Source organism: Pseudomonas sp. F-14 TE3482 (assembly GCF_053629455.1).
This window is the reverse complement of sequence record NZ_JBRJII010000001.1, coordinates 2,327,362-2,351,767: the sequence shown is the minus strand read 5'-3', so window position 1 is coordinate 2,351,767 and position 24,406 is coordinate 2,327,362. Positions and strand designations below refer to the sequence as shown.

Annotated in this window: 23 protein-coding genes and 1 other RNA gene; 4 read left to right on the top strand and 20 right to left on the bottom strand. The window is 60.2% G+C overall.

The window, feature by feature from the left end:
• Nucleotides 1–8 precede the first annotated feature (8 nt).
• The 18 genes from lpxC to rsmI form a co-directional block, all read right to left on the bottom strand.
• On the bottom strand, nt 9–920 hold the full coding sequence (lpxC, locus tag AB7M26_RS10620; RefSeq protein ID WP_007904315.1) for a UDP-3-O-acyl-N-acetylglucosamine deacetylase: 912 nt from the start codon (nt 918–920) through the stop codon (nt 9–11).
• 112 nt (nt 921–1,032) lie between these two features.
• The gene (ftsZ, locus tag AB7M26_RS10615) at nt 1,033–2,226 is read right to left on the bottom strand and encodes a cell division protein FtsZ (protein ID WP_007904318.1); all 1,194 of its coding nucleotides are present in this window, start codon (nt 2,224–2,226) and stop codon (nt 1,033–1,035) included.
• A gap of 67 nt (nt 2,227–2,293) precedes the next feature.
• Nucleotides 2,294–3,553, bottom strand: a complete 1,260-nt coding sequence (gene ftsA, locus AB7M26_RS10610; RefSeq protein WP_007904319.1) for a cell division protein FtsA — start codon at nt 3,551–3,553, stop codon at nt 2,294–2,296.
• Between the two features lie 15 nt (nt 3,554–3,568).
• Entirely contained in the window at nt 3,569–4,435 is an 867-nt protein-coding gene (locus AB7M26_RS10605; protein ID WP_007904320.1) for a cell division protein FtsQ/DivIB, read from the bottom strand.
• 4 nt (nt 4,436–4,439) lie between these two features.
• Nucleotides 4,440–5,423 (bottom strand): D-alanine--D-alanine ligase, encoded by a 984-nt coding sequence (locus tag AB7M26_RS10600; RefSeq protein WP_123494462.1) that lies wholly within the window; start codon nt 5,421–5,423, stop codon nt 4,440–4,442.
• Complete coding sequence (murC, locus tag AB7M26_RS10595) at nt 5,420–6,880, bottom strand: UDP-N-acetylmuramate--L-alanine ligase (RefSeq protein ID WP_401177573.1); 1,461 nt, start codon at nt 6,878–6,880, stop codon at nt 5,420–5,422. The genes AB7M26_RS10600 and murC overlap by 4 nt, the downstream gene beginning before the upstream one ends.
• Nucleotides 6,873–7,943 carry an undecaprenyldiphospho-muramoylpentapeptide beta-N-acetylglucosaminyltransferase gene (gene murG / locus AB7M26_RS10590; protein WP_008072109.1) on the bottom strand — a complete coding sequence of 357 codons (1,071 nt, stop codon included), beginning with the start codon at nt 7,941–7,943 and terminating at the stop codon, nt 6,873–6,875. Before murG ends, murC begins: the two co-directional genes overlap by 8 nt.
• Nucleotides 7,933–9,150: a putative lipid II flippase FtsW gene (gene ftsW / locus AB7M26_RS10585; RefSeq protein WP_123494465.1), complete on the bottom strand. Its 1,218-nt coding sequence runs from the start codon at nt 9,148–9,150 to the stop codon at nt 7,933–7,935. Before ftsW ends, murG begins: the two co-directional genes overlap by 11 nt.
• A complete protein-coding gene (gene murD, locus AB7M26_RS10580) occupies nt 9,147–10,493 on the bottom strand; it encodes a UDP-N-acetylmuramoyl-L-alanine--D-glutamate ligase (protein WP_123494466.1) in 1,347 nt (448 codons plus the stop codon). Before murD ends, ftsW begins: the two co-directional genes overlap by 4 nt.
• A gap of 5 nt (nt 10,494–10,498) precedes the next feature.
• Nucleotides 10,499–11,581, bottom strand: a complete 1,083-nt coding sequence (mraY, locus tag AB7M26_RS10575; protein WP_007904350.1) for a phospho-N-acetylmuramoyl-pentapeptide-transferase — start codon at nt 11,579–11,581, stop codon at nt 10,499–10,501.
• Nucleotides 11,581–12,948: a UDP-N-acetylmuramoyl-tripeptide--D-alanyl-D-alanine ligase gene (locus tag AB7M26_RS10570; protein ID WP_123494467.1), complete on the bottom strand. Its 1,368-nt coding sequence runs from the start codon at nt 12,946–12,948 to the stop codon at nt 11,581–11,583. Before AB7M26_RS10570 ends, mraY begins: the two co-directional genes overlap by 1 nt.
• Nucleotides 12,941–14,404: a UDP-N-acetylmuramoyl-L-alanyl-D-glutamate--2,6-diaminopimelate ligase gene (locus AB7M26_RS10565; RefSeq protein ID WP_429384154.1), complete on the bottom strand. Its 1,464-nt coding sequence runs from the start codon at nt 14,402–14,404 to the stop codon at nt 12,941–12,943. The genes AB7M26_RS10570 and AB7M26_RS10565 overlap by 8 nt, the downstream gene beginning before the upstream one ends.
• On the bottom strand, nt 14,404–16,143 hold the full coding sequence (locus tag AB7M26_RS10560) for a peptidoglycan D,D-transpeptidase FtsI family protein (protein WP_177319036.1): 1,740 nt from the start codon (nt 16,141–16,143) through the stop codon (nt 14,404–14,406). Before AB7M26_RS10560 ends, AB7M26_RS10565 begins: the two co-directional genes overlap by 1 nt.
• Complete coding sequence (gene ftsL, locus AB7M26_RS10555; RefSeq protein WP_032830409.1) at nt 16,143–16,436, bottom strand: cell division protein FtsL; 294 nt, start codon at nt 16,434–16,436, stop codon at nt 16,143–16,145. The genes AB7M26_RS10560 and ftsL overlap by 1 nt, the downstream gene beginning before the upstream one ends.
• A complete protein-coding gene (rsmH, locus tag AB7M26_RS10550; protein ID WP_008072115.1) occupies nt 16,433–17,380 on the bottom strand; it encodes a 16S rRNA (cytosine(1402)-N(4))-methyltransferase RsmH in 948 nt (315 codons plus the stop codon). The genes ftsL and rsmH overlap by 4 nt, the downstream gene beginning before the upstream one ends.
• Nucleotides 17,377–17,832, bottom strand: a complete 456-nt coding sequence (mraZ, locus tag AB7M26_RS10545; RefSeq protein WP_008147486.1) for a division/cell wall cluster transcriptional repressor MraZ — start codon at nt 17,830–17,832, stop codon at nt 17,377–17,379. The genes rsmH and mraZ overlap by 4 nt, the downstream gene beginning before the upstream one ends.
• Before the next feature lie 354 nt (nt 17,833–18,186).
• Nucleotides 18,187–18,540, bottom strand: an RNA gene (gene rnpB, locus AB7M26_RS10540) — RNase P RNA component class A.
• A 74-nt stretch (nt 18,541–18,614) separates the two neighbouring features.
• On the bottom strand, nt 18,615–19,487 hold the full coding sequence (gene rsmI, locus AB7M26_RS10535; RefSeq protein ID WP_123494470.1) for a 16S rRNA (cytidine(1402)-2'-O)-methyltransferase: 873 nt from the start codon (nt 19,485–19,487) through the stop codon (nt 18,615–18,617).
• A gap of 210 nt (nt 19,488–19,697) precedes the next feature.
• Between rsmI and AB7M26_RS10530 the strand changes: the two genes are divergently transcribed.
• The 4 genes from AB7M26_RS10530 (at nt 19,698) to AB7M26_RS10515 (ending at nt 23,145) form a co-directional block, all read left to right on the top strand.
• A complete protein-coding gene (locus tag AB7M26_RS10530; RefSeq protein ID WP_123494471.1) occupies nt 19,698–21,509 on the top strand; it encodes a penicillin-binding protein activator in 1,812 nt (603 codons plus the stop codon).
• Complete coding sequence (locus tag AB7M26_RS10525; protein WP_007904371.1) at nt 21,509–21,871, top strand: YraN family protein; 363 nt, start codon at nt 21,509–21,511, stop codon at nt 21,869–21,871. Before AB7M26_RS10530 ends, AB7M26_RS10525 begins: the two co-directional genes overlap by 1 nt.
• 105 nt (nt 21,872–21,976) lie before the next feature.
• Nucleotides 21,977–22,570, top strand: a complete 594-nt coding sequence (locus AB7M26_RS10520; RefSeq protein ID WP_007904374.1) for a phosphoheptose isomerase — start codon at nt 21,977–21,979, stop codon at nt 22,568–22,570.
• Nucleotides 22,567–23,145 (top strand): BON domain-containing protein, encoded by a 579-nt coding sequence (locus AB7M26_RS10515; protein WP_008072118.1) that lies wholly within the window; start codon nt 22,567–22,569, stop codon nt 23,143–23,145. The genes AB7M26_RS10520 and AB7M26_RS10515 overlap by 4 nt, the downstream gene beginning before the upstream one ends.
• A gap of 103 nt (nt 23,146–23,248) precedes the next feature.
• Here AB7M26_RS10515 and AB7M26_RS10510 read toward each other — a convergent pair whose 3' ends face one another.
• Together AB7M26_RS10510 and AB7M26_RS10505 are read right to left on the bottom strand one after the other, a co-directional pair.
• Nucleotides 23,249–23,662 carry a ClpXP protease specificity-enhancing factor gene (locus AB7M26_RS10510; RefSeq protein ID WP_008004998.1) on the bottom strand — a complete coding sequence of 138 codons (414 nt, stop codon included), beginning with the start codon at nt 23,660–23,662 and terminating at the stop codon, nt 23,249–23,251.
• Nucleotides 23,663–23,678: 16 nt separating this feature from the next.
• The gene (locus AB7M26_RS10505) at nt 23,679–24,296 is read right to left on the bottom strand and encodes a glutathione S-transferase N-terminal domain-containing protein (RefSeq protein WP_007905304.1); all 618 of its coding nucleotides are present in this window, start codon (nt 24,294–24,296) and stop codon (nt 23,679–23,681) included.
• Between the last annotated feature and the right edge of the window lie 110 nt (nt 24,297–24,406).

Genomic DNA, 24,406 nt, shown 5'->3' with positions numbered 1-24,406 from the left:
TTTTTTGCTTACACGGCCGCAACAGGACGCATGTAAGAGATCGGTGCAGTGCTGGCGTCTTCGAAAGTCACGACTTCCCAAGCATCTGTCTGCTCAATCAACTTGCGCAGCAGCTGGTTGTTCAATGCATGTCCGGACTTGAAGCCCTTGAACTCACCAATCAGGCTATTGCCCAGCAGGTAGAGGTCACCAATTGCATCGAGGATCTTGTGCTTCACGAATTCGTCTTCATAGCGAAGGCCGTCTTCGTTCAGTACACCATCCGCGTCGACCACAATAGCGTTTTCAACGCTGCCGCCGAGTGCGAGGTTGTGCTTGCGCAGGTACTCGATGTCACTCATGAAACCAAAGGTACGGGCGCGGCTGACTTCTTTTACGAACGAAGTGCTGGAAAAATCCACGCTTGCACTTTGTGTGCGGTCACGGAAAACCGGGTGATCGAAATCGATCTCGAAGCTCACTTTGAAACCTTCGAAAGGGACGAAAGTGGCGCGCTTGTCGCCGTCTTCCACTGTCACTTCCCGCAGGATCCGGATGAACTTCTTGGCGGCGTCCTGTTCTTCCAGGCCGGCCGATTGAATCAGGAATACGAAGGGTCCAGCGCTACCATCCATGATCGGGACTTCGGACGCGGAGAGCTCGACGTAGGCGTTATCGATGCCCAGGCCAGCCATGGCCGAGAGCAGGTGCTCCACCGTGTCCACTTTGACGTCACCGCTAACAAGCGTGGTCGACATAGTGGTTTCGCCAACGTTTTCCGCGCGGGCAGGAATCTGCACCACAGGGTCGAGGTCAGCACGACAAAACACAATGCCGGTGTCGACGGGCGCTGGCTTGAGGGTCAGGTAGACCTTCTCCCCGGAGTGCAGGCCGACACCTGTGGCACGGATAATATTCTTCAGGGTGCGTTGTTTTATCATGGCATGGGCCGCTTCAGCGCAAATTGCGAACTGGTATCAACAAAGGCTGGCGATGATAGCAGACCAGACCTTTGCTGAACACCAATCACCCTAATACCCCTGATACATTTCATCAATCGGCCTGACGACGCAGGAAAGCCGGGATGTCCAGGTAGTCCAGGTCATCTTGCGGGTTCATCTTCGCGGCAGTCGCAGCACCGGCCTGAGCCTGGTTGCGCATGACGGTCGGACGATCCAGGTCACGGTAATTCACCGCAGGCTGCTCCTGACGAACAGGGGCTTGTTGTTGTGGCTGGGAAGCCATCGAGGTGTGAACGGTATTGTCGATGACCTTTACAGGCTTCTCGATTTTAGCGCCTAAACCGGTGGCAACAACAGTCACGTGCAGCTCGTCGCGCATGTCCGGATCGATAACGGTACCGACCTTGACCATTGCGTGCTCGGAAGCGAAGGCTTCGATGATGCTACCCACGTCGGAGTACTCACCCAGGGACAGGTCAGGACCGGCGGTGATGTTCACCAGAATGCCGCGTGCGCCTTGCAGGTTCACGTCTTCGAGCAACGGGTTGCGAATGGCCGCTTCGGTGGCCTCACGTGCACGGTTCGGACCGCTGGCGCAGCCAGTGCCCATCATCGCCATGCCCATTTCGCTCATCACGGTACGCACGTCGGCAAAGTCGACGTTGATCATGCCCGGACGCTTGATGATGTCGGAGATACCGCGAACGGCACCGGCCAGTACATCGTCGGCCTTGGCGAAAGCCGACAGCAGGCTTGCGTCTTTACCGAGGATGGTCAGCAGCTTCTCGTTGGGAATGGTGATCAACGAGTCGACGCTTTCAGACAGCAGACGAATGCCTTCGTCGGCGATCTGCATACGCTTGCGACCTTCGAACGGGAACGGACGGGTCACCACCGCAACGGTGAGGATCCCCATTTCCTTGGCCACTTCGGCAATGATCGGCGCAGCACCGGTACCGGTACCACCGCCCATGCCGGTTGTGATGAACACCATATTGGTGCCCTGCAGGACTTCGGCAATGCGCTCACGGTCTTCGAGAGCGGCCTGACGACCTACTTCAGGGTTGGCGCCGGCGCCCAGGCCTTTGGTCACGCCGGTGCCCAGTTGCAGGATGGTCCGAGCGCCGATGCTTTTCAGCGCTTGGGCATCAGTGTTGGCGCAGATGAATTCAACGCCTTCAATGTTGCTCTTGACCATGTGATTGACAGCGTTGCCGCCGCCACCGCCAACACCGATAACTTTAATTACCGGGCTTGCGGGGATGTTGTCTACGAGTTCGAACATTTTCCCTCTCCTTACATTCTCTAGTTTTTTCGCCTACTGCTGTTTGAAGCGGTGTTGCGGTAAAGCTTTAGAAATTGCCTTGTACCCAGCTCTTGAAGCGATCGAGCAAGGCGACTTTCGGTTCGTCATTGCTGTAGCTGTCGCGGCTGCCGATGCCCGAGAACGAAATCCCGTCGGACTGCTTCTGCAGGCCGTACATCAACAGGCCAACGCCGGTGGAATAAATCGGGTTGCGGACCACGTCGTCCAGGCCCTTGACGCCATGCGGCACGCCCAAGCGAACCGGCATGTGGAAGATCTCTTCGGCCAGTTCCACCGCGCCTTCCATCTTCGACGTACCGCCAGTCAGCACGATGCCGGCCGGGATCAAGTCTTCGTAGCCACTGCGACGCAGCTCGGCCTGGATCAGGGTGAACAGCTCGTCGTAACGTGGCTCGACCACTTCGGCCAGGGCCTGACGGGACAGCTCGCGCGGTGGACGATCGCCGACGCTCGGCACCTTGATGGTTTCGCCGGCACCGGCCAGTTTGGCCAGGGCGCAGGCGTAGCGAATCTTGATTTCCTCGGCGTACTGGGTCGGGGTGCGCAGCGCCATGGCGATGTCGTTGGTCACCTGATCGCCCGCAATCGGGATCACCGCGGTGTGACGGATCGCGCCTTCGGTGAAGATCGCGATGTCGGTGGTGCCGCCGCCGATGTCCACCAGGCACACGCCCAGCTCTTTCTCGTCGTCGGTCAGGACCGAGTAGGCCGAGGCCAACTGCTCGAGAATGATGTCGTCGATTTCCAGGCCGCAGCGGCGCACGCATTTTTCAATGTTCTGTGCGGCGTTGACGGCGCAGGTGACCACGTGAACCTTGGCTTCCAGACGCACGCCGGACATACCCAGCGGCTCGCGAACGCCTTCCTGGTTATCGATCACGTAATCCTGCGGCAGGGTGTGCAGCACGCGCTGGTCAGCCGGGATCGCCACAGCCTGGGCAGCGTCGAGAACGCGCTCAAGGTCGGCGGAGCTGACTTCGCGATCACGAATCGCCACGATGCCGTGGGAGTTCAGGCTGCGGATGTGATTGCCAGCCACGCCGACAAACGCCGAGTGGATCCGGCAACCGGCCATCAGCTGCGCTTCTTCGATCGCGCGCTGGATCGACTGGACGGTGGACTCGATGTTCACCACTACGCCTTTTTTCAGGCCGCGGGACGGATGAGTACCGATCCCGACGATTTCGAGCGTGCCGTCGTCCGAGACCTCGCCGACCAGCGCCACCACCTTGGAGGTGCCGATATCGAGACCGACGATCATTTTGCCGCTTTGCACGTTTGCCATGGGTCCTGCCTCTTCTTAATTCTTCGCGACAGCGGGTTGGGCTGTCGTGGGCGCTACAGGTTCCCGCCAGCCAACAGCGAGGCCGTTGGCGTAGCGCAGATCGATGCGCGCAATGTTCGTAATCTGCTCTTTGAGCGTCTTGTCATAGATGGCAATGAAGCGGCGCATCTTTTCCACCAGCTTGCCGCGTCCCAGCAGCAGTTCGATTCCCGGGCCCGCGCTTCCGGCGCCGGTGGTCAGGAACCAACTGCCTCGTTCACGCAACTCCAGGCGTGCAATCGAGAAGCCCAATGGCCTGAGCATCTGGCTCAGTACCTGGTATTGCTGCATCACTTGCTGCTGGGCCCGCTGCGGGCCGAACAGCTGTGGCAGGTGTTCGTAGTTCGCCAGCTCGCGTGGAGTGAACGCCTGCCCCTGGTTGTTCAGCAGCGACTCATCGCCCCAGCGGGCCACCGGCAGTTGTTCTTCCAGGCGAATCACCACCTGATCCGGCCACACCCGACGCACTTCGGCGTGGGCAATCCATGGCATCTGTTCAAGCTCGGTACGCATGCTCTCCAGGTCGATGGTGAAGAAGCTCGACGCCACGTAGGGGGCGATCCGCTGCTGCACCGCTTGCTGGCTGATGTAACTCAAGTCGCCCTGCACCGCGATCTTGGTGATCGGCCGGTCGGCGTACGGCAGCAAACGCTGTGCGCCTTCATAAGTGCCGAACCCCAGCGCGACCAACAGCACGGGCCAGAACAGACTTTTCAGAAAACCAAAATTGGCTTTCGGCAGGCGCGCAGACATCGGCTCTTTGGCCACCATTCGGCTGGCACCCCGCGGCACCGGCTTGCGGCCGGGTGCGGAAGGCTGATGACGTAGCTGAGCGCCTTGCATGGTCTTAACCTCTTGTCGGCTCTTGGTTACCGGCAGCATTGCCGGTAACGCTGGCGGCCAGAATCGCCAGAACCAGTTGCTGGAAATCCAGGCCAGCGGCACGGGCCGCCATTGGAACCAGACTGTGATCGGTCATGCCCGGTGCGGTGTTGACTTCCAGGAACCAGAACTGCCCGTCGGCGTCCTGCATCACGTCTGCCCTGCCCCAACCGGCGATACCCAGCGCCTCACAGGCTTTGGCCGTGAGGTCCATGAGTTCTTTTTCTTTATTGCTGTCCAGGCCACACGGGATCCGGTACTGGGTATCGGAAGCCACGTACTTGGCGTCGTAGTCGTAGAAACTGTGGGTTGTGCCCAGGGCGATTGGAGGCAACACCTGGTCACGCAGGGTGGCGATGGTGAACTCCGGACCTTGAATCCATTGCTCGACCAACACTTGCGAATCGTAGGTACTGGCCGCTTTCCATGCGTCGATCAATTCGGACGCGGAGGTCACTTTGGCCATCCCGATACTGGAACCTTCATGGGCCGGTTTGACGATCAAAGGGAAGCCCAGTTCCGTGGCCGCCGAAATACAATCGGCCTCAGAGCTCAGTACCGCATGACGCGGCGTCGGAATACCGAGGCTGTGCCAGACCTGCTTGGTGCGCAGTTTGTCCATGGCCAGTGCCGAGGCCAGAATGCCGCTGCCGGTGTACGGAATGCCCAGGCATTCGAGCAGGCCCTGCATGCTGCCGTCTTCACCGCCACGACCGTGGAGGATGATGAAGGCGCGGTCGATTTTTTCGTTCAGCAGACGCTGCAGCAGGTCATCGCCCACATCAAGACCGAAGGCGTCCACACCGGCGCTTTGCAGTGCGTCGAGCACCGCGTTACCCGACTTCAGGGAGACTTCACGCTCGGCACTCTTGCCGCCGAACAGCACGGCGACACGGCCGAAGTCTTTCGGCGCGATAGTGGAGACGAGGTTGGCGTAAGCAGCAGTCATTTCAACTTCCCCACGCTTGGCGCGGCAACCGCGCCAGCGAACAACGGACTGTTCAATAGTTTCGGTGCGAGACCGCCGATATCACCGGCGCCCTGGCACAGCAGAATGTCGCCGGCACGCAGCAGCGGCTTGACGATTGGCGCGAGGTCGATGCCACGCTCGATGTAGATCGGGTCGAGCTGACCGCGCTGGCGAATGCTGTTGCACAGCTTGCGGCTGTCAGCGCCCGGAATCGGCTCTTCGCCGGCCGGGTAGACTTCCATCAACAGCAGCACGTTGGCGTCGGCCAACACGTTGACGAAGTCGTCGTACAGGTCGCGGGTGCGGCTGTAACGGTGCGGCTGGTAAACCATCACCAGACGGCGCTCCGGCCAGCCACCGCGCACGGCTTTGATCACGGCGGCGACTTCGGTCGGGTGGTGACCGTAGTCGTCCACCAGCATCACGTTGCCGCCATCAACCGGCAGTTCGCCGTACACCTGGAAGCGACGACCCACACCCTGGAACCCGGACAGGCCCTGGACGATGGCTTCATCGCTGACGCCTTCGTCGGTGGCGATGCAAATGGTCGCCAGCGCGTTCAGCACGTTGTGGTTGCCCGGCATGTTCACCGACACATCCAGCGGCTCGCGATCAGGGCGCAGTACGGTAAAGAAGGTCTGCATGCCTTGTTGGCGCACATTGATGGCACGCACATCGGCATCGTCGCCAAAACCGTAGGTGACCGTCGGACGTTTCACCTGCGGGAGGATTTCACGCACCACCGGATCGTCCAGGCACACCACCGCCAGACCGTAGAACGGCAGGTTGTGCAGGAACTCGACGAAGGTTTTCTTCAGTTTGTTGAAGTCACCGTCGTAGGTCGCCATGTGGTCGGCATCGATGTTGGTGACCACGGCCACCAGCGGCTGCAAGTGCAGGAAGCTGGCATCGCTTTCGTCGGCTTCGGCGATCAGGTAACGGCTGGTGCCGAGCTGGGCATTGGTGCCCGCGGCATTCAGACGACCACCGATCACGAACGTCGGGTCCAGGCCACCGGCGGCGAACACCGAAGCGATCAGGCTGGTGGTGGTGGTTTTGCCGTGGGTACCGGCAACGGCGATGCCGTGGCGGTAGCGCATCAGTTCGGCCAGCATCTCGGCACGCGGCACCACCGGAATCCGGCGTTCCAGGGCCGTGGCCACTTCCGGGTTGGAAGTGTTCACGGCGCTGGAGGTAACCAGCACATCGGCGTTCGTGGCGTTCTCGGCACGGTGACCGATATAGATGTGGGCACCGAAGGATTCCAGGCGCTCGGTCACCGGCGATGCTTTGAGGTCGGAACCGGACACTTCATAGCCCAGGTTCAGCAACACCTCGGCAATGCCGCACATGCCCACGCCGCCGATACCGACGAAGTGGATGCGACGGATGCGGCGCATTTCCGGGTGCGGCATGGCTTTCTTGTTCTCAACCATGAGCCACCTCCAGGCAGGTATCGACCACGTTACGAGTGGCATCGGGTTTGGCCAGGCGGCGTGCCGCGGTGGCCATGTCGTTGAGTCGTTGCGGTTGCATCAAGACCTCTGTCAGGCGAGCGGCAAGATCCGCTGCGCCAGTCGTTCTTTGCGGCATCAGGAAGGCAGCGCCTTCACGGGCCAAATAATCAGCGTTACGGGTCTGGTGATCGTCGATCGCGTGGGGCAAAGGCACCAGCATCGAGGGCAGACCGGCAGCCGCCAGTTCACTGATGGTCAATGCGCCTGCGCGGCACACCACCAGGTCGGCCCAGCCATAGGCTTGGGCCATGTCTTTGATGAAAGGCTGCACTTGCGCCTCGACGCCAGCTGCGCGATAGCGCTCTGCAGTCACTTCATCGTGGTTTTTGCCGGCCTGATGAAACACGTCCGGACGCAGGTCGGGAGCGACTTGCGACAGGGCTTCAGGCAGCAACTTGTTCAACGGCTCTGCGCCCAGGCTTCCGCCCAGGATCAGCAAACGCGCCTTGCGACCGGCCAGGGCAGGTCGCGGTGTTTCGAGGAACAGCTCGGTGCGCACCGGGTTACCGGTGGTGCGACGGCTGTTCGACAGGGTAAAGGTGTCGGGGAACGCTTCACAGACTCGGGCGGCCAACGGCACCAGCAACCGATTGGCGGTACCGGCCACGGCGTTCTGCTCATGAACGATCACCGGCACGCCGGACAATTTGGCTGCAACGCCGCCGGGCCCGGTCACATAACCCCCGAAGCCGACCACGCAGACTGGCCGCAGCTGACGAATGATCGCCCGCGCCTGCCAGATCGACTTGAGCAACATGAACGGTGCCTTGAGCAGGGACAATTTGCCCTTGCCGCGCAAACCGCTGGCGTTGATCCGATGCAATTGAAGGCCGGCCGCCGGCACCAGATCGTTCTCGATCCCGCGCGGCGTGCCCAGCCAGTGCACGGTGTAACCGCGGGCCTGGAACTCCCGAGCGCAGGCCAGTGCCGGGAACACGTGGCCCCCCGTGCCGCCGGCCATGATCAATACGTTAGCGCCCATGGTTCGGCTCCTCGGCGAAGTCGCTCTCATGGAACTCCATCTCTTCACTGCCCAAGTGGGTTCGACTCTCCCACTCGATGCGCAGCAACAAGCCAAGACAGGCACAGCAGATCACCAACGAACTGCCGCCATAACTGAGGAATGGCAGAGTCAGCCCCTTGGTCGGCAATAGGCCTACGTTCACTCCGATGTTGATCAGGAACTGACCGATCCACAGGAACGACAAACCATACGCGATGTAAGCGGCGAAAAATTGTTTGGCCTTCTCGGCCCAATAACCGATGTACATGCCACGAATACAGACAAAGACGAACAGCGCCAAGGTGCATAACGAACCCACGGCACCCAGTTCTTCGGCCAGGACCGAGAACACGAAGTCAGTGTGGGCTTCCGGCAGGTAGAACTGTTTCTGCACGCTGTTGCCCAGGCCAACGCCCAGCCATTCGCCGCGACCGAAAGCGATCAAGGCTTGAGACAACTGATAGCCCGCACCGAACTGGTCGGCCCACGGGTCCGCAAAGTTGGTCAGTCGCGCCATTCGATACGGCTGCATCTGAATCAACAACACCACCGCACCGACAGCCAGGACAACCATCAAGGAAAAACGGAACAGCCCGACGCCGCCGAGGAACAGCATCGCTGCAGCCGCCCCCATCATTACAACGGTGGCACCGAAGTCCGGCTCCATCAGCAACAGCCCCGCCATCGGCAGTAGAACGATGAACGGCTTGAAGAAACCCATCCAGCTTTCACGCACTTCTTTCTGGCGACGCACCAGATAACCGGCGAGGTAGATCACCACGAACACCTTGGCGATCTCGGAAGGCTGAACGTTGAAAAAGCTGAAGCCGATCCAGCGCATCGAACCGTTCACTTCACGGCCAATGCCGGGGATGATCACCATCACCAGCAAACCGAATGCACCAATCAGCATCAGCCAGCCCAGGCGTTGCCAGGTAGCGATCGGAATCATCATGGTGACGATGCAGGCACCCAGTCCCAGCACCACGTAGATCAGGTGGCGGATCATGTAATACAGGGCACTGCCCGATTGCACCGCCGCCACTTCAGTGGATGCCGATGCAATCATGACCAGGCCCAGGCCCAGCAGCGCCAGACAACCGGCGAGCATCGGGAAATCGAGGTCGATGCCGCGCCCGGTGATGATCGGCGACGGGTACGGCTTGATGATATTCAGGAGGCTCATGCCAAGTCCTCCACGGCGCGGACAAACTGGTGACCGCGATCTTCGTAGTTCTTGAACATGTCGAAACTGGCGCAGGCCGGCGACAGCAGCACCGCATCGCCCTTTTCTGCGATGGCGCGGCATTGCGCGACCGCTTCGATCAGCGAGCCGACGCGAATCAGTGGCACGGCATCGCCAATGGCCTCGCCGATCTTGTCGGAATCACGGCCCATCAAAATGACGGCGCGGCAGTTGGCCGCCACCGGATCACGCAAATCCTTGAATTCGGCACCCTTGCCATCGCCACCGGCGATCAGCACGAGTTTGCCGTCGATGTCCGCGCCCAGGCCTTCGATGGCGGCCAGTGCGGCACCGACGTTGGTGGCTTTGGAGTCGTTGTAGTAGCTCACGCCATTCAGCTCGCGTACCCATTGGCAGCGATGCTCGAGCCCGGCGAAATTGCGCAGGGCCGAAAGCATGGCGTCGAACGGCAGGCCGACGGCATGCCCCAATGCCAAGGCCGCCAGAGCGTTGGACTGGTTATGCGCGCCACGAACTTTCAACTCGCGCACCGGCATCAGGTTCTGGAATTCGAAGGCCAGGTATTTCTCGCCGTCTTCTTCCCGGATCCCGAAGGCCTTGAAATCGGGTTTGCTCAAACCGAAGGTCCAGCACGGCTGACCTTCGCCCATCAGCGGACGGCTCAAGGCGTCCTGACGGTTGACCACAAACTGCTTGGCCCCCCGGAAGATCCGGTGCTTGGCCAGGTGATAGGCCGGCAGACCGCTGTAACGGTCCATGTGGTCTTCGCTGATGTTGAGCACGGTCGCCACTTCGGCGTTGAGTTGATCGGTGGTTTCGAGCTGGAAGCTCGACAACTCCATCACGTACAACTCGATGTCGTCGCTGAGCAAATCCAGCGCCGGTGTGCCGAGATTGCCGCCGACAGCAACACGCTTGCCAGCCGCAACCGCCATTTCGCCGACCAGGGTAGTGACGGTGCTTTTGGCGTTGGAACCGCTGATGGCGACAATCGGCGCCTTCGCGTTACGCGCGAACAGCTCGATGTCGCCGGACAACTTCACGCCACGGGCGGCGGCAGCCTGCAGGGCCGGGGTCGCCAGCGCCAGGCCGGGGCTCACGTAGAGCTCGTCGGCACGGCACAGGAATTCGACGTCCAGCTCGCCACAACGCACTTCCACGTGCGGATAGTCACGCTTGAGCGTGGCCAGTTCCGGTGGATTTTCCCGCGTATCGGCGACAGCAAACGACACGCCCCGGTTCGCCAGGAAGCGAACCAGGGACATGCCGCTCTTGCCGAGGCCGACAACGATGCGGAAGTGGTCAGAAGCGATCAGAGACACTCGTTCTACCTCAGCTTCAGGGTGGCAAGGCCGACCAGTACCAGAATCACGGTGATGATCCAGAAACGGACGATCACGCGCGGCTCGGGCCAGCCCTTGAGTTCAAAGTGGTGGTGTATCGGTGCCATGCGGAACACACGGCGACCGGTCAGCTTAAAGGAGGCAACCTGAATGACGACTGACAGGGTCTCCATCACGAACACGCCGCCCATGATGAACAGGACGATTTCCTGACGGACGATCACTGCGATGGTGCCCAAAGCCGCGCCCAGCGCCAGTGCGCCGACGTCGCCCATGAACACTTGGGCCGGATAGGTGTTGAACCACAGGAACCCCAGGCCCGCACCGATCAGCGCGCCGCAGAACACAATCAACTCACCCGCGCCCGGTACGTAAGGGATCAGCAGGTATTCAGCGAATTTCACGTTACCCGACAGGTAGCAGAAGATCCCCAAACCGCCGCCGACCATCACGGTAGGCATGATCGCCAGACCGTCGAGGCCGTCGGTCAGGTTGACCGCATTGCTCGAGCCGACAATCACGAAATAGGTCAGGACGATGAACCCCGCGCCCAGCGGAATGCTGTAGTCCTTGAGCATCGGCAGGATCAGGGTGGTTTCTACCGGCGTCGCGGCAGTCATATAAAGGAAGATCGCCGCGCCCAGGCCGAACACCGACTGCCAGAAATACTTCCAGCGGCTCGGAAGGCCGCGGGAGTTTTTCTCGATGACTTTGCGGTAGTCGTCGACCCAGCCGATGGCGCCGAACAGCAAGGTCACCAACAACACCACCCAAACGTAACGGTTGGCCAGGTCCGCCCAGAGCAGGGTGCTGACACCGATGGACGAAAGAATCAGCGCGCCCCCCATGGTCGGGGTGCCGGATTTGGACAGGTGCGATTGCGGGCCGTCGTTGCGAACGGATTGACCGATCTGACGGTTCTGCAAAGTGCGGATCATCCACGGGCCATAGCACAGCGACAAGACCAGCGCGGTCAGCACACCGAGAATCCCGCGCAGGGTCAGGTACTGAAAGACCGCGAAGCCTTTGTAGAACTGTTGCAGATACTCCGCTAGCAGCAGCAGCATTAATGTTTCTCCAGACGGGTCCCGCACAAAGCGGCGACGATGTTTTCCATCGCGGCGCTGCGCGAGCCCTTGATCAAAATGGTGGTGTTTGGGTCCTGCTCGGCTTCCAGGGCCTTGATCAGCTCAGCCTGAGTGCTGAAGTGAAAAGCCTGCTCGCCGAAAGCGTTTACGGCGTGGGTCATCATTGGCCCGACCGCGTAAAGCGCGGAAACCTTGCCGCGGGCGTACTCGCCCACATCACGGTGCCCCTGCTCCGCCCAATCGCCCAACTCGCCGATATCTCCGAGCACCAAAACGGTGCGACCGGAAAAGCCGGCGAGTATATCAACGGCGGCGCACATGGAGGTGGGGTTTGCGTTGTACGTGTCATCGATCACGCGCATACCGTTAGTTGCCAGTTGCGCGACGGCACGCCCCTTGACCGGTTGCACTGCATTGAGCCCCGAAGCGATATGCGACAAGGACACGCCCAGGGCGTGAGCCGCCGCGGCGGCGGCGACTGCGTTGGTGACATTGTGCCCGCCGAGCAGGTTCAATTGAATCCGGGCAATACCTTGCGGCGTGTGCAGTTCGAATGCAGGGCAGCCGCGTGCATCGGAAACGATGAAGCTGGCATGGAAATCTGCGGTGGCATCCAGCTGAGAGAAACTCAGCACCCGTCGGGCAGCGGCACGGGCCTTCCAGATCGGGAACGCCTTGTCGTCGAGATTCAGCACGGCGATGCCCGAGGCATCCAGCCCTTCAATAATCTCGCCCTTGGCCTCGACGATTTTTTCCGGGCCGCCGAACTCACCGACGTGGGCAGTGCCGGCATTGTTCAGCACAGCGACATGCGGTTTGGTCATGGCAACGGTGTAGGCAATCTCACCAAGACGCGAAGCCCCCAACTCGATGACCGCCGCCGTGTGTTCCGGCGCCAGTTCGAGCAAGGTCAGCGGAACACCGAGGTCGTTGTTCAGGTTGCCACGGGTCGCCAGCACCGGACCACGCGTACGCAGGATGCTCGCAAGCATTTCCTTGACCGTGGTCTTGCCGCTGGAACCGGTGATGGCCGCGACCGGATGAGTGAACGCAGCGCGGTTCATCGCGCCCAATTGGCCGAGGGCCTGGCGGGTGTCCTTGACCAGCAGTTGCGGCAGCGCGCTGTCGGCAACCTCGCGCTCGACCAGGGCACCCACGGCGCCTTTGGCGGCGACGTCATTGAGGTAGTCATGGCCATCGAAACGCGGGCCGGCCAGAGCAATAAACAGTTGGCCGGGCTTGATCGCGCGGCTATCGATGCTGACGCCGTCGAAACTGGCGTCGCTGGCAATCAGACGGCCATTCAATGCACTGGTCAGTTCGCTCAGTTTCAAGGCTTTAAGCATGGGCCACCTCCCACGCGGTCAGGGCGTGATCGGCCTCGACCAGATCGGAGAAAGCGTGGCGCTCGCCGTTGATTTCCTGATAGTCCTCGTGACCTTTACCGGCCAGGACAATCACGTCATCCGCCGAAGCGTTGGCGATCAATTGGGCAATCGCCTGGCCACGGCCGGCGACGAAGGCAACTTTATCCACAGCGGTAAAACCGGCGCGGATGTCGTCGAAAATCACTGTTGGGTCTTCGGTGCGCGGATTGTCATCGGTGACCAGTACGCCATCGGCCAGACGCTCGACCACTTCCGCCATCAGCGGACGCTTGCCGCGATCGCGATCACCGCCGCAACCGAACAGGCACAGCAACCGGCCTTTGGCGTGTGGACGCAGGGCCATCAAGACTTTTTCCAGCGCATCCGGTGTGTGGGCGTAATCGACCACCACCAATGGCTGAGTACCGCCGCCCAGGCGCTGCATGCGACCGGCCGGACCTTCGAGTTTTGGCAGCACTTTGAGGATTTCGTCCAGCGCGTAGTCCAGCCCGAGCAAGGCGCCGATCGCGGCCAACACGTTGCTCAGGTTGAAACGGCCGAGCAAGGTGCTGCGCAAATGGTGTTCGCCTTGCGGCGTGACCAGCGTGGCGCGCACGCCTTCGTCGTCGAACTGCGCTTGGCGGCAATACAGGTAGGCGCTGGAATCTTCCAGGCTGTAAGTGATCAGTCGCGACTCGCCTTTATCGGCAGCCAGTTGCCGACCGAAATCGTCGTCCAGGTTGACCACCCGGCACTTCAGATCATCCCAGGCAAACAACTTGGCCTTGGTTTCGCCATAGGCCCGCATGGTGCCGTGGTAATCCAGATGATCGCGCGACAGGTTGGTCATCACCGCCACATCGAAGGCCAACGCGCTCACGCGGCCCTGATCCAGGCCGTGGGAAGAGACTTCCATGGCCACGGCTTTGGCGCCGGCTTTTTTCAGGTCGGCGAGGGTCGCTTGCACCGCAATCGGGTTTGGCGTGGTATGCAGACCGCTTTCCAGCGCGCCATAGAAACCGGAGCCCAGGGTGCCGACAATGCCGCAGTGCTGACCGAGCAGGTCGAGCGCCTGGGCGACCAATTGCGTCACACTGGTTTTACCGTTGGTGCCAGTCACGCCGATCAGGTTCAAATGACGGCTCGGGTCGCCATAAAAGCGCCCGGCGATGTCCGACAGCTGCGCCGCCAGGCCTTTGACCGGAATCAACGGCACGTCGGTGATCGGCAGCACAGTCGCGCCTTCGACTTCATAAGCCACGGCAGCAGCGCCGCGTTGCAAGGCGTCGGCGATGTGCGCACGTCCGTCGAACTTGCCACCAGGAACCGCGAGAAACAGATCGCCTGCTCGTACGTTGCGGCTGTCCAGCGCCAATTCGCGGATCAACAGATCGCGGCCGGCGTGGGCGAAAATCTTGTTCAGGCTCAGCGACATCAGCCGCGCCCTCCATTAGCTTTCAGCGGAACGACCGGTGCGGCGTTCGCTTGTTGAGTGGCAGGCAGGTTGTCCGGGGTGATGTTCATCAGGCGCAGGGTCCCGGACATCACTTTGCTGAACACCGGCGCCGATACCAGACCACCGAAGTAACCAGCCTTGGTCGGTTCATCGATCACCACCACGATTGCGTAACGCGGATCGCTCATCGGGCCGAAGCCGGCGAACAGCGAGCGGTAGGAATTCTCGGCGTAGCCCTTGGTACCGACCGACGTTTTACGCGCGGTACCCGACTTGCCGCCCACGTGATACGCCGGCACCTGCGCACGGAATACACCGCGCGGGGCTTCGATCACTTGTTGCAACATTGTTTGCATGGTTTTCGCGACAGCTTCCGGCAATACCTGTGTGGTTTGCGGTGCCTTGTCGGTTTTGATCAGGGTCAGCGGCGCAAGGCGACCATTGTTGGCCAGGGCCGAGAAGGCGTGGACCAACTGGATCGCAGTCACGGAAATACCGTAGCCGTAGGACAGCGTGGCGGTTTCAGCCTTGCGCCATTCGCGGTAGTTCGGCAGGTTGCCGACGCGCTCGCCCGGGAAACCGAGCCCGGTGTCCTGGCCGAGGCCGACTTTCTGCGCCAGGCGGAAAATCGTTTCGCCGCCGATATCGAACGCGACCTTACTCATGCCGACGTTACTGGAATTGATCAGGATACCGGTCAGGTCGAGCACCGGGCCTTCACTCTTGGATACGTCCTTGATGGTGTACTTACCGATCTGCAAGGTGCCTGGATACACCTCAACCGTATCGGTCGGCTTCCAGCGCCCGGTTTCAATCGCGGCGCTCATGGAGATCGCCTTCATGGTCGAACCCGGTTCGAACACGTCGATCATCGCGCGGTTGCGCATCATCGCCGGTTGCAGATTGCGACGGTTGTTCGGGTTGTAGGTCGGCTGGTTGACCATGGCGAGGATCTCGCCGGTCTTCACGTCCATGATCACCAGGCTGCCAGCCTTGGCGCCGTTCTCGATGATCGCATTACGCAGTTCACGGTTGGCCAGATATTGCAGACGCAGGTCAATGGACAACGCCAAGGGCTTGCCGGCCTTGGCGTTTTTGGTGACCTGGACATCTTTGATCAGCCGGCCGCGCCGGTCCTTGATCACCTGCCGCTTGCCGGGCACGCCGGCCAGCCATTCGTCGTAGGCCAACTCGACGCCTTCGCGCCCGTGGTCATCGATGTCGGTAAAGCCGACCATGTGGGCGGTGACTTCACCGGCCGGGTAGAAACGCCGGAACTCTTCGATGCCATAAACGCCCGGCACTTTCAGATCGAGCACAGCCTGGCCCTGCTCGGGGGTCAGCCCGCGCACCAGATAAATGAATTCTTTGTTGGCCTGGGCTTCGAGACGTTCGGCCAGGGCTTTCGGGTCCTGCCCCAAGGCAGCCGCCAGTGCCGGCCACTTCTCTTTGGCCGTTTGCATTTCCTTGGCGTTGGCCCACAGGGTGGTGACGGGGGTACTCACGGCCAACGGCTCGCCGTTACGGTCGGTGATCAGACCACGGTGAGCCGGAATTGGAATATGACGAACACTGCGCGCATCGCCCTGACCTTTAAGGAAGGCACGGTCGACCACTTGCAAATCGATGATGCGCCAGGCAATCGCCGCCACCATGATGCCGAGCAACCCGACCACCAGACGGAACCGCCATGGAAAGAGCGCGCCTTCGAGTTTCATCATGGCGCCACCATCTGCACTTCAGCGGCGCCGGGAATGCGCATCTTCAGTTGCTCGGTGGCCAGGACTTCGATGCGGCTATGGGCGGTCCAGGTGCTCTGCTCGAGAATCAACCGGCCCCACTCCGCCTGTGCCTTGTCGCGCACGCTCAATTCGCCGTACAGCGAATTGAGCAACTGACGGTTCCAGTGCGCGCTATAGGACACGCCTATAGCCGACACAAGGACGCCGGCAAACAACAGCAGCATGAAAAAGCTTCCGCCGGGAAGTGGCTTGGCGAAAAGCTTGCTCACCGCAATTTCTCCGCGACACGCATGACGGCACTACGGGAACGTGGGTTGGCTTTGAGTTCGGCCTCCGAGGCGGTCTGCGCTTTGCCATGGATTTTGATTACCGGTTCGAAAGCGACGTGACGGACCGGCAGGTTGCGCGGCAGGTTGTCGGCTTCGCCTTTCACCAGTTTGCGCATGAACAGTTTGACGATGCGGTCTTCCAGCGAGTGGAAGCTGATGACGACCAGACGCCCGCCCACTTCCAGGCATTCCAGCGCCGCTTCGAGGCCGGCTTCCAGATCGCCCAGTTCGTTGTTGACGTGAATACGCAGGCCCTGGAATGCACGGGTGGCCGGGTTCTTGCCCTTTTCCCACGCCGGGTTGGCGACTTTCAGCACTTCAGCCAGATCGCCAGTGCGCTCGAACGGCTTGATATCGCGACGCTCAGCCACGGCACGCGCCATGCGACCGGAGAAACGCTCTTCGCCGTATTGCTTGAACACCCGGGCGATTTCTTCCACCGGCGCGGTGTTGACGAACTCGGCGGCGCTGATCCCGCGGGACGGGTCCATGCGCATGTCCAACGGACCGTCGTTGAGGAAGCTGAAGCCGCGTTCAGGATCGTCGAGCTGCGGCGAAGACACGCCGAGGTCGAGCAGAACACCGCTGACCTTGCCGGCCAGACCGCGTTCGGCGACTTCCGAACCGAGCTCGGCAAAGCTGCGCTGTACAACGACAAAGCGGCCGTCTTCGGCCGCTAGCGTTTGCCCGGTGGCAATCGCTTGAGGATCTTTGTCGAATCCGAGCAACCGGCCATCAGGCCCGAGCTGGCTGAGGATCAACCGACTGTGCCCGCCACGTCCGAACGTACCGTCCAGATAGCAGCCATCAGGACGTACGGCGAGAGCCTCGACGGCTTCGTCAAGCAGTACGGTGATGTGGTTAAAGCCGCTATCAATAGTCACAGGATTAAATCACGCAGTTCATCAGGCATGGCGCCCGGTTGTTGAATAGCAGCCAGGTCAGCGGCAGAAACCGCATCCCAGGCATCCTCGTCCCACAATTGGAACTTGTTCAGTTGGCCTACCAACATCGCGCGCTTATCCAACTTGGCATATTCGCGAAGACGTGGCGGAACCAGAAAACGACCACTGCCATCGAGCTCGAGGTCGACGGCATTACCAATCAGTAAACGTTGCAGGCGGCGGTTCTCTTCGCGAAGCGAAGGCAGTGCGCGCAGTTTGGTTTCGATAATTTCCCACTCATCGAGGGGATAAACACACAAACACGGATCAACGGCATCGATGGTGACGATTAATTGACCGGAACTACGCGAAACCAGCTCGTCACGGTACCGGCTCGGCATTGCGAGACGGCCCTTTGCATCGAGACTGATAGCGTTAGCTCCGCGAAACACGTCAGCGTTTCTCCAAATATTAGCGTTTTACGCTCAAAAAACCCACTTCATGCCACTTTCCGCCACTTGCGCACACTATAGGAATGCGCCCACCACACCGTCAAGGCGCGGATTAAAGGAAAAGCCTTACAGAACGGAGATTTAGCGGCGTTAAAGGAGGGTTAACGAGAATCTGACGGATGAATTCACTCAATAACTTGAATCAGCACAGAAGGCTGCGTTCAGAAGTTAAAGTAGTTTGTTAAGAGTAAGATTTTTTCGGTATTACAAAAGCGCTTCTGCTATTGATTCAGCAGGGAGGGAAATTGCCATTACACACATCGCTGCCAATGACTCGGCAGCGAGGAAAAAAAGGTGGAGAGTCGATCTGTAAGCCGGGTTCTGTCTTGAACAGTCATTCGTCTACGATGGCCATCACTGGACATCTTTAGCAACCTACCCGGTCCCAGCGCGGGCCACGCCTTGGGACCCTATTTGGTCTTGCTCCAAGTGGGGTTTACCTAGCCACGAACTGTTGCCAGACGTGCGGTGCGCTCTTACCGCACCTTTTCACCCTTACCGGCGCCGAAGCGCTTAGGCGGTTATTTTCTGTGGCACTTTCCGTAGGCTCACGCCTCCCAGGCATTACCTGGCACTTCGCCCTATGGAGCCCGGACTTTCCTCCCCCCCCTAATTTTCATAGAGGGCAGCGACTGTCCGATCGACTCTCCGCCGCGAAGATTAACGGCAGAGCGGCCGAAGAACAAGCGCTAAAAGCCTCTGGCCGGCGCTGCACATCGGTTTTACTCGCCCTTCTGTTTATCCAGCGCGACCTGATAGAGCACATTCTTGCGTTCGCCGGTAATTTGCGCCGCCAATGCCGCCGCACGCTTGAGCGGCATCTCTTCGAGCAGCAGATTGAGAATACGCATGGCTTCACTGCTGACAGCGTCTTCGGTCTCAGGGGCAGTCCAGCCCGCCACCAGCACAACACACTCGCCACGCTGCTGATTGCTGTCCGATTCGACGAATTCGCGCAACTCGGCCAGCGGCAAGCCTTTAAGGGTTTCGAAGGTCTTGGTCAGTTCACGCGCCAGCAACGCCGGACGCTCGGCGCCGAATACCAGCTCCATATCTTGCAGGCACTCAAGGATGCGGTGCGGTGCTTCATAGAAAATCAGCGTGCGCGGCTCTTCTTTTACCAGCTCCAGACGAGCCCGTCGGCCGACAGCCTTGGCCGGCAAAAACCCTTCGAAGATGAAACGGTCAGACGGCAGGCCCGCCGCCGACAATGCCGCAATCAAGGCACACGCCCCCGGAACCGGCACCACATTGATTCCCGCGGCACGAGCCTGACGCACCAGGTGATAACCCGGATCGGAAATCAGCGGCGTCCCAGCGTCGGAAATCAACGCCACATCGTCGCCCGCCAGCAGACGCGTGATAAAGCGGTTACCCTCCTCACGCTCGTTGTGCTCATGACAGGCCGCCAGCGGCGTGGGAATACCGAAATGCTGCATCAATCGCTGGGAATGGCGAGTGTCTTCGGCGGCAATCAAGGCGACGTCGCGCAGGATTTTCAGCGCACGCGCACTGATGTCGTCCAGGTTGCCGATGGGCGTCGCCACCACATAAAGCGAGCCAGCAGCGGAATTCAAAGCACCTGGAGCAGTCAAAACGCGCACCTCATGATCGGTAAAAAGGCGACATTGTAGCGCGTAGCGGCGCTTGCGATACGCTTCACCCTCCGCGGGTTTTCCAGCGTTATGTGCAGTGCTGCAACATTTGTACGAGCTAAATTGATCGATTCACGCCAGTAACATCGCGCCCCGGCCAGCGCTTGGGTACAATTCCACGCTAATTTGATCGAGTATCAGGAACACTACATGATCGCTTGCCTGCGGCTGTTCACTGCCCTCTGCCTCGCTGCCTTGCTGGCGGCTTGCGCCAGCTCGCCCTCTTCCAGCCTTGGCGAACTTCCACGGACCCCGGATGCCAGTATCGAGCAACTGCTCGAGCAGGCCACTAAAAGCAAAGATCCGGAAAAAGCCGCCCTGTTGCGCCTGAGCGCGGCAGACCTGGCTTATCGCCAGGGCAATGCCGGCCAGTCCGCGCAAATCCTGCAACAGGTGCCGGTGGAACAACTCAAGCCTGGCCAACAAGTCTTCGCCAGCACCCTGGCGGCTGAACTGGCCATGGTCCGCAATCAGCCCAAAGCGGCGCTGACTGCCCTGAGCCATCCGAGCCTGCAACGCCTGAGCGAACTGCCCGTCGAACAACAGGTTCGCACCGGCACCGTTCATGCCCGCGCCCTTGAGGCCGACGGCCAGACTCTGGCCGCCGCACGGGAGCGCATCTTTATTGCGCCGATGCTTGAAGGTGAAGCAGCCAGCAAAAACCACGAAGCGATCTGGACCCTGATCGCCTCGCTGCCGACCGATCAATTGCAGCCGACCACCGACGATGACCTCGGCGGCTGGATCCGTCTGGCGCTGGTGGTGAAAACGGCCGGCACCCTGGAACAGCAGCAAGCCGCGATCGACAACTGGCGCGAGCAGAATCCAAAACACCCGGCCGCCATCCAGCTGCCGTTGCCACTGACCAAACTCAAGGAGCTGGCCAGCCAGCCCCTGAGCAAGATCGCCCTGCTGCTGCCGCAAGACGGCCCACTGGGTTCGGTTGGCAAAGCGCTACGTGAAGGCTTCATGGCTGCGCACTACCAGGCGCAACAAGCCGGGCAGAAGCCACCAGCCATCGAGTTCTATGACAGCTCGCGCCTGACGTCCCTCGACGAGTTCTATCGCAAGGCCCAGGCCGATGGCGTGCAACTGGTGGTCGGCCCGCTGGAGAAGCCGCTGGTCAAACAGCTCAGCGCCCGCCCGCAACTGCCGATCACTACCCTGGCCCTGAACTACAGCGAAGGCGCACAAGGTCCGGCCCAACTGTTCCAGTTCGGTCTTGCCGCTGAAGACGAAGCCCGCGAAGTGTCTCGCCGTGCACGCGCCGACGGCCTGCATCGCGCCGCGATCATGGTGCCGAAAGGCGAATGGGGCGACCGCGTCTACAAGGCGTTCAGCCAGGATTGGCAAGCCAACGGTGGCAGCATTGTCGCTACCGAGCGCGTCGACCAGCCGGTACAACTGGCCCAGCAGATTGCCGACATGTTCCAGCTGCGCCAGAGCGAAGGCCGTGCCAAGAGCCTGCAAAGCACCGTTGGCTCGCAGGTTGCCGCACAACCTTCGCGTCGTCAGGACATCGAGTTCATCTTCCTGGCCGCGACGCCGCAACAGGCTCAACAAATCAAACCGACCCTGAACTTCCAGTACGCCGGGGACGTGCCGGTTTACGCCACCTCCCACGTGTTCAGCGCCAGCGGCGACCAGAACCAGTACAACGACATGAACGGTATTCGCTTCTGCGAAACCCCATGGCTGCTGGATGCCAACGACCCGCTGCGCAAACAGGTCACTGCACAATGGCCACAAGCCGGCGGCAGCCTGGGCCGTCTGTACGCGATGGGCGTTGACGCCTATCGCCTGGCACCGCGCCTGGGGCAACTCAAGGCCTTGCCGGACAGCCGCATCCAGGGTCAATCGGGCAGCCTGGGCATGACTCAGAGTCAACGGGTCGAGCGTCAGTTGCCATGGGCAGAGTTCATCAACGGTCAGGTTCAACGCCTGCCGGACACCTCACGCTGATGCCCGACAGGTCACGCCAGCAAAGCGGTAAAGATGCCGAGCGTCATGCGCTCGAGCATCTTCAGCAACAAGGTCTGCGCCTGCTGGCGCAGAACTGGTTGTGTAAACGCGGCGAGCTTGATCTGGTCATGCTTGATGGCGATACAGTAGTATTCGTCGAAGTCCGCTACAGAAAAAACACCCAATGGGGTGGTGCGCTCGATAGCATCGATGGGCGCAAACGGCAGAAACTGATTTTTGCCGCGCAGTATTTTCTTCAGCGCGAGTCGCGTTGGGCCAATTCCCCCTGCCGCTTCGACGTGGTTGCCATCGACAGCAACCTTGATCAGTTGAACTGGTTGCAGAATGCCTTCGACAGCTGATCGCTTGCGTCCCGAACCGGACACTTTCACCCAACACTTTTGCTCTTTGCTTTGCGGGCTGCACATTCAATGTGCCGAGTAGCCGCGCTAATTAAGGTCACACAGATGGACATGCAATCGCGAATTCGCCAGCTTTTTCAGGCCAGTATCGACACCAAGCAACAGGCGATGGACGTACTTGCACCGCACATCGAGCAAGCCAGCCAGGTCATGGTCAACGCCCTGCTCAACGAGGGCAAAATGCTGTCCTGCGGCAACGGCGGTTCCGCCGGTGACGCACAGCACTTCTCCTCCGAGCTGCTCAACCGCTTCGAACGCGAGCGCCCGAGCCTGCCCGCCATCGCGCTGACCACCGACAGCTCGACGATCACCTCGATCGCCAACGATTACAGCTACAACGAAATCTTCTCCAAACAGATCCGCGCCCTCGGTCAGCCGGGTGATGTTTTGCTGGCGATTTCCACCAGCGGCAACTCGGCAAACATAATTCAAGCGATCCAGGCCGCACATGATCGCGAAATGATTGTCGTAGCATTGACCGGTCGTGATGGCGGCGGCATGGCGTCACTGCTATTGCCTGAGGACGTCGAGATTCGCGTACCGGCCAACGTTACCGCACGTATTCAGGAAGTCCACCTGCTGGCGATCCATTGCCTTTGCGATCTGATCGACAGCCAACTGTTCGGGAGTGAAGAATGACCCCTAATCGCCTAGGCCTTCTGGCCTTGACCCTGTGCCTTGGCATCAGCGGCTGCACCTCGGTGGTTAACGCCAGCCGTGAAGCGCCGATCGATGATGACCGCGGCACCCGCACCTTCGGCAGCAAGATCGACGACTCCCTGATCGAAACCAAGGCCGGTGTAAACATCGCCAAGGCCGATCCGGACCTGGACAACAACTCGCACATCGTCGTCACCAGCTTCAACGGTGTGGTGCTGCTCGCCGGGCAAACCCCTCGTGCCGACCTCAAGGCCAAGGCCGAACAGGTTGCCGCCTCCGTTCAGCGGGTAAAGAAGGTGCACAACGAACTGCAAGTACTGCAGCCGTCCTCGCTGCTGGCGCGTCAGAACGACACCTGGCTGACCACCAAGATCAAGACCCAGATGCTCACCGATGCCTCCATCCCGGGTTCGCGCATCAAGGTTGTGACCGAAAACGGCATCGTCTACTTGCTGGGTCTGCTGACCAAGCAGGAAGCGGCTCAGGCGACCAATTTGGTACAAGGCGTTTCTGGCGTGCAGAAGATCGTGAAGTTGTTTGAGTACATCGACTGATACCTGCTTACCGGCGATGGCATCCTTGAGATCGCCATCGCCCTGTAGCGTTTGAAGGTAATGAAGTAATAAAAAAGGCGATCCTTTCGGATCGCCTTTTTTATTACTTCACCACCTTCAAACTCGGTCGACCGCTGGGACGCGGCGGCTCACTGTCGGGTGGCGGAACATCATCATCCGGCTCGATCTCTTCCTCGTCTTCCAGAGGCGATTCCATATCGAACACCATGCCCTGACCGTTCTCCCGGGCGTAAATGCCCAGGATCGATGCGATAGGCACGTACAGGGTGTGCGGCACGCCACCGAAGCGCCCCTCGAAACTGACTGCCTCGTTGTCCATGTGCAGATGACGCACGGCTGCCGGGGAAACATTCAGGACAATCTGTCCGTCACTGGCAAAACCCTGAGGCACCTGCACCGATGGATACTCGGAATTAACCAGCATGTGCGGGGTGCAATCGTTGTCCACAATCCACTCGTAGAGCGCGCGGACCAGATAAGGTCGACTGGAGTTCATAGCGGCTCCTTAAGCCTTAGCGCATATCGCGTTCGACACCAGACAGACTCGCCTGGAAAGCCTCACGCGCAAACGAGCGCTCCATATAATCAAGCAGCGGCTTGGCAGGCCGCGGCAGTTCAATACCCAGAATCGGCAATCGCCAGAGTATTGGCAATAGGCAGCAATCCACCAGACTTTGTTCCTCACTGAGGAAAAACGGCTTGTCGGCAAACAACGGCGACACGCCTGTCAGGCTTTCGCGCAGCTCTTTACGAGCCACGACACGGGCTGCTTCCTTGGTCCGCGAATCCAGAATCAGATCCACCAGGCCACACCAGTCACGCTGAATACGATGAATCAGCAGACGACTGTTGGCACGCGCCACGGGATAAACCGGCAGTAGCGGCGGGTGCGGGTAACGCTCATCCAGATACTCCATCACCACGGTCGACTCCCACAACGCCAGGTCACGATCGACCAGGGTGGGCAGGCTTCCGTAAGGGTTGACTTCAATCAGTTTAGGCGGCTGGCGACCAGCTTCCACGTAAATGATCTCGGCGCTGACACCCTTCTCTGCAAGTACGATGCGCACTCGGTGGGAATAGTGGTCGGCGGGGTCGGAGTAACAGGCCAACCGATTGGTCACGCCCATGGCGGTCCTCCTCGCTTGTTGAAATTATCGGAAACGGAAAAACACGCGCGCCCAGAGGGCGCCTCCCGTAACGCCTGGATCACCAGACTCGTTACACCTTCAGAGACGCC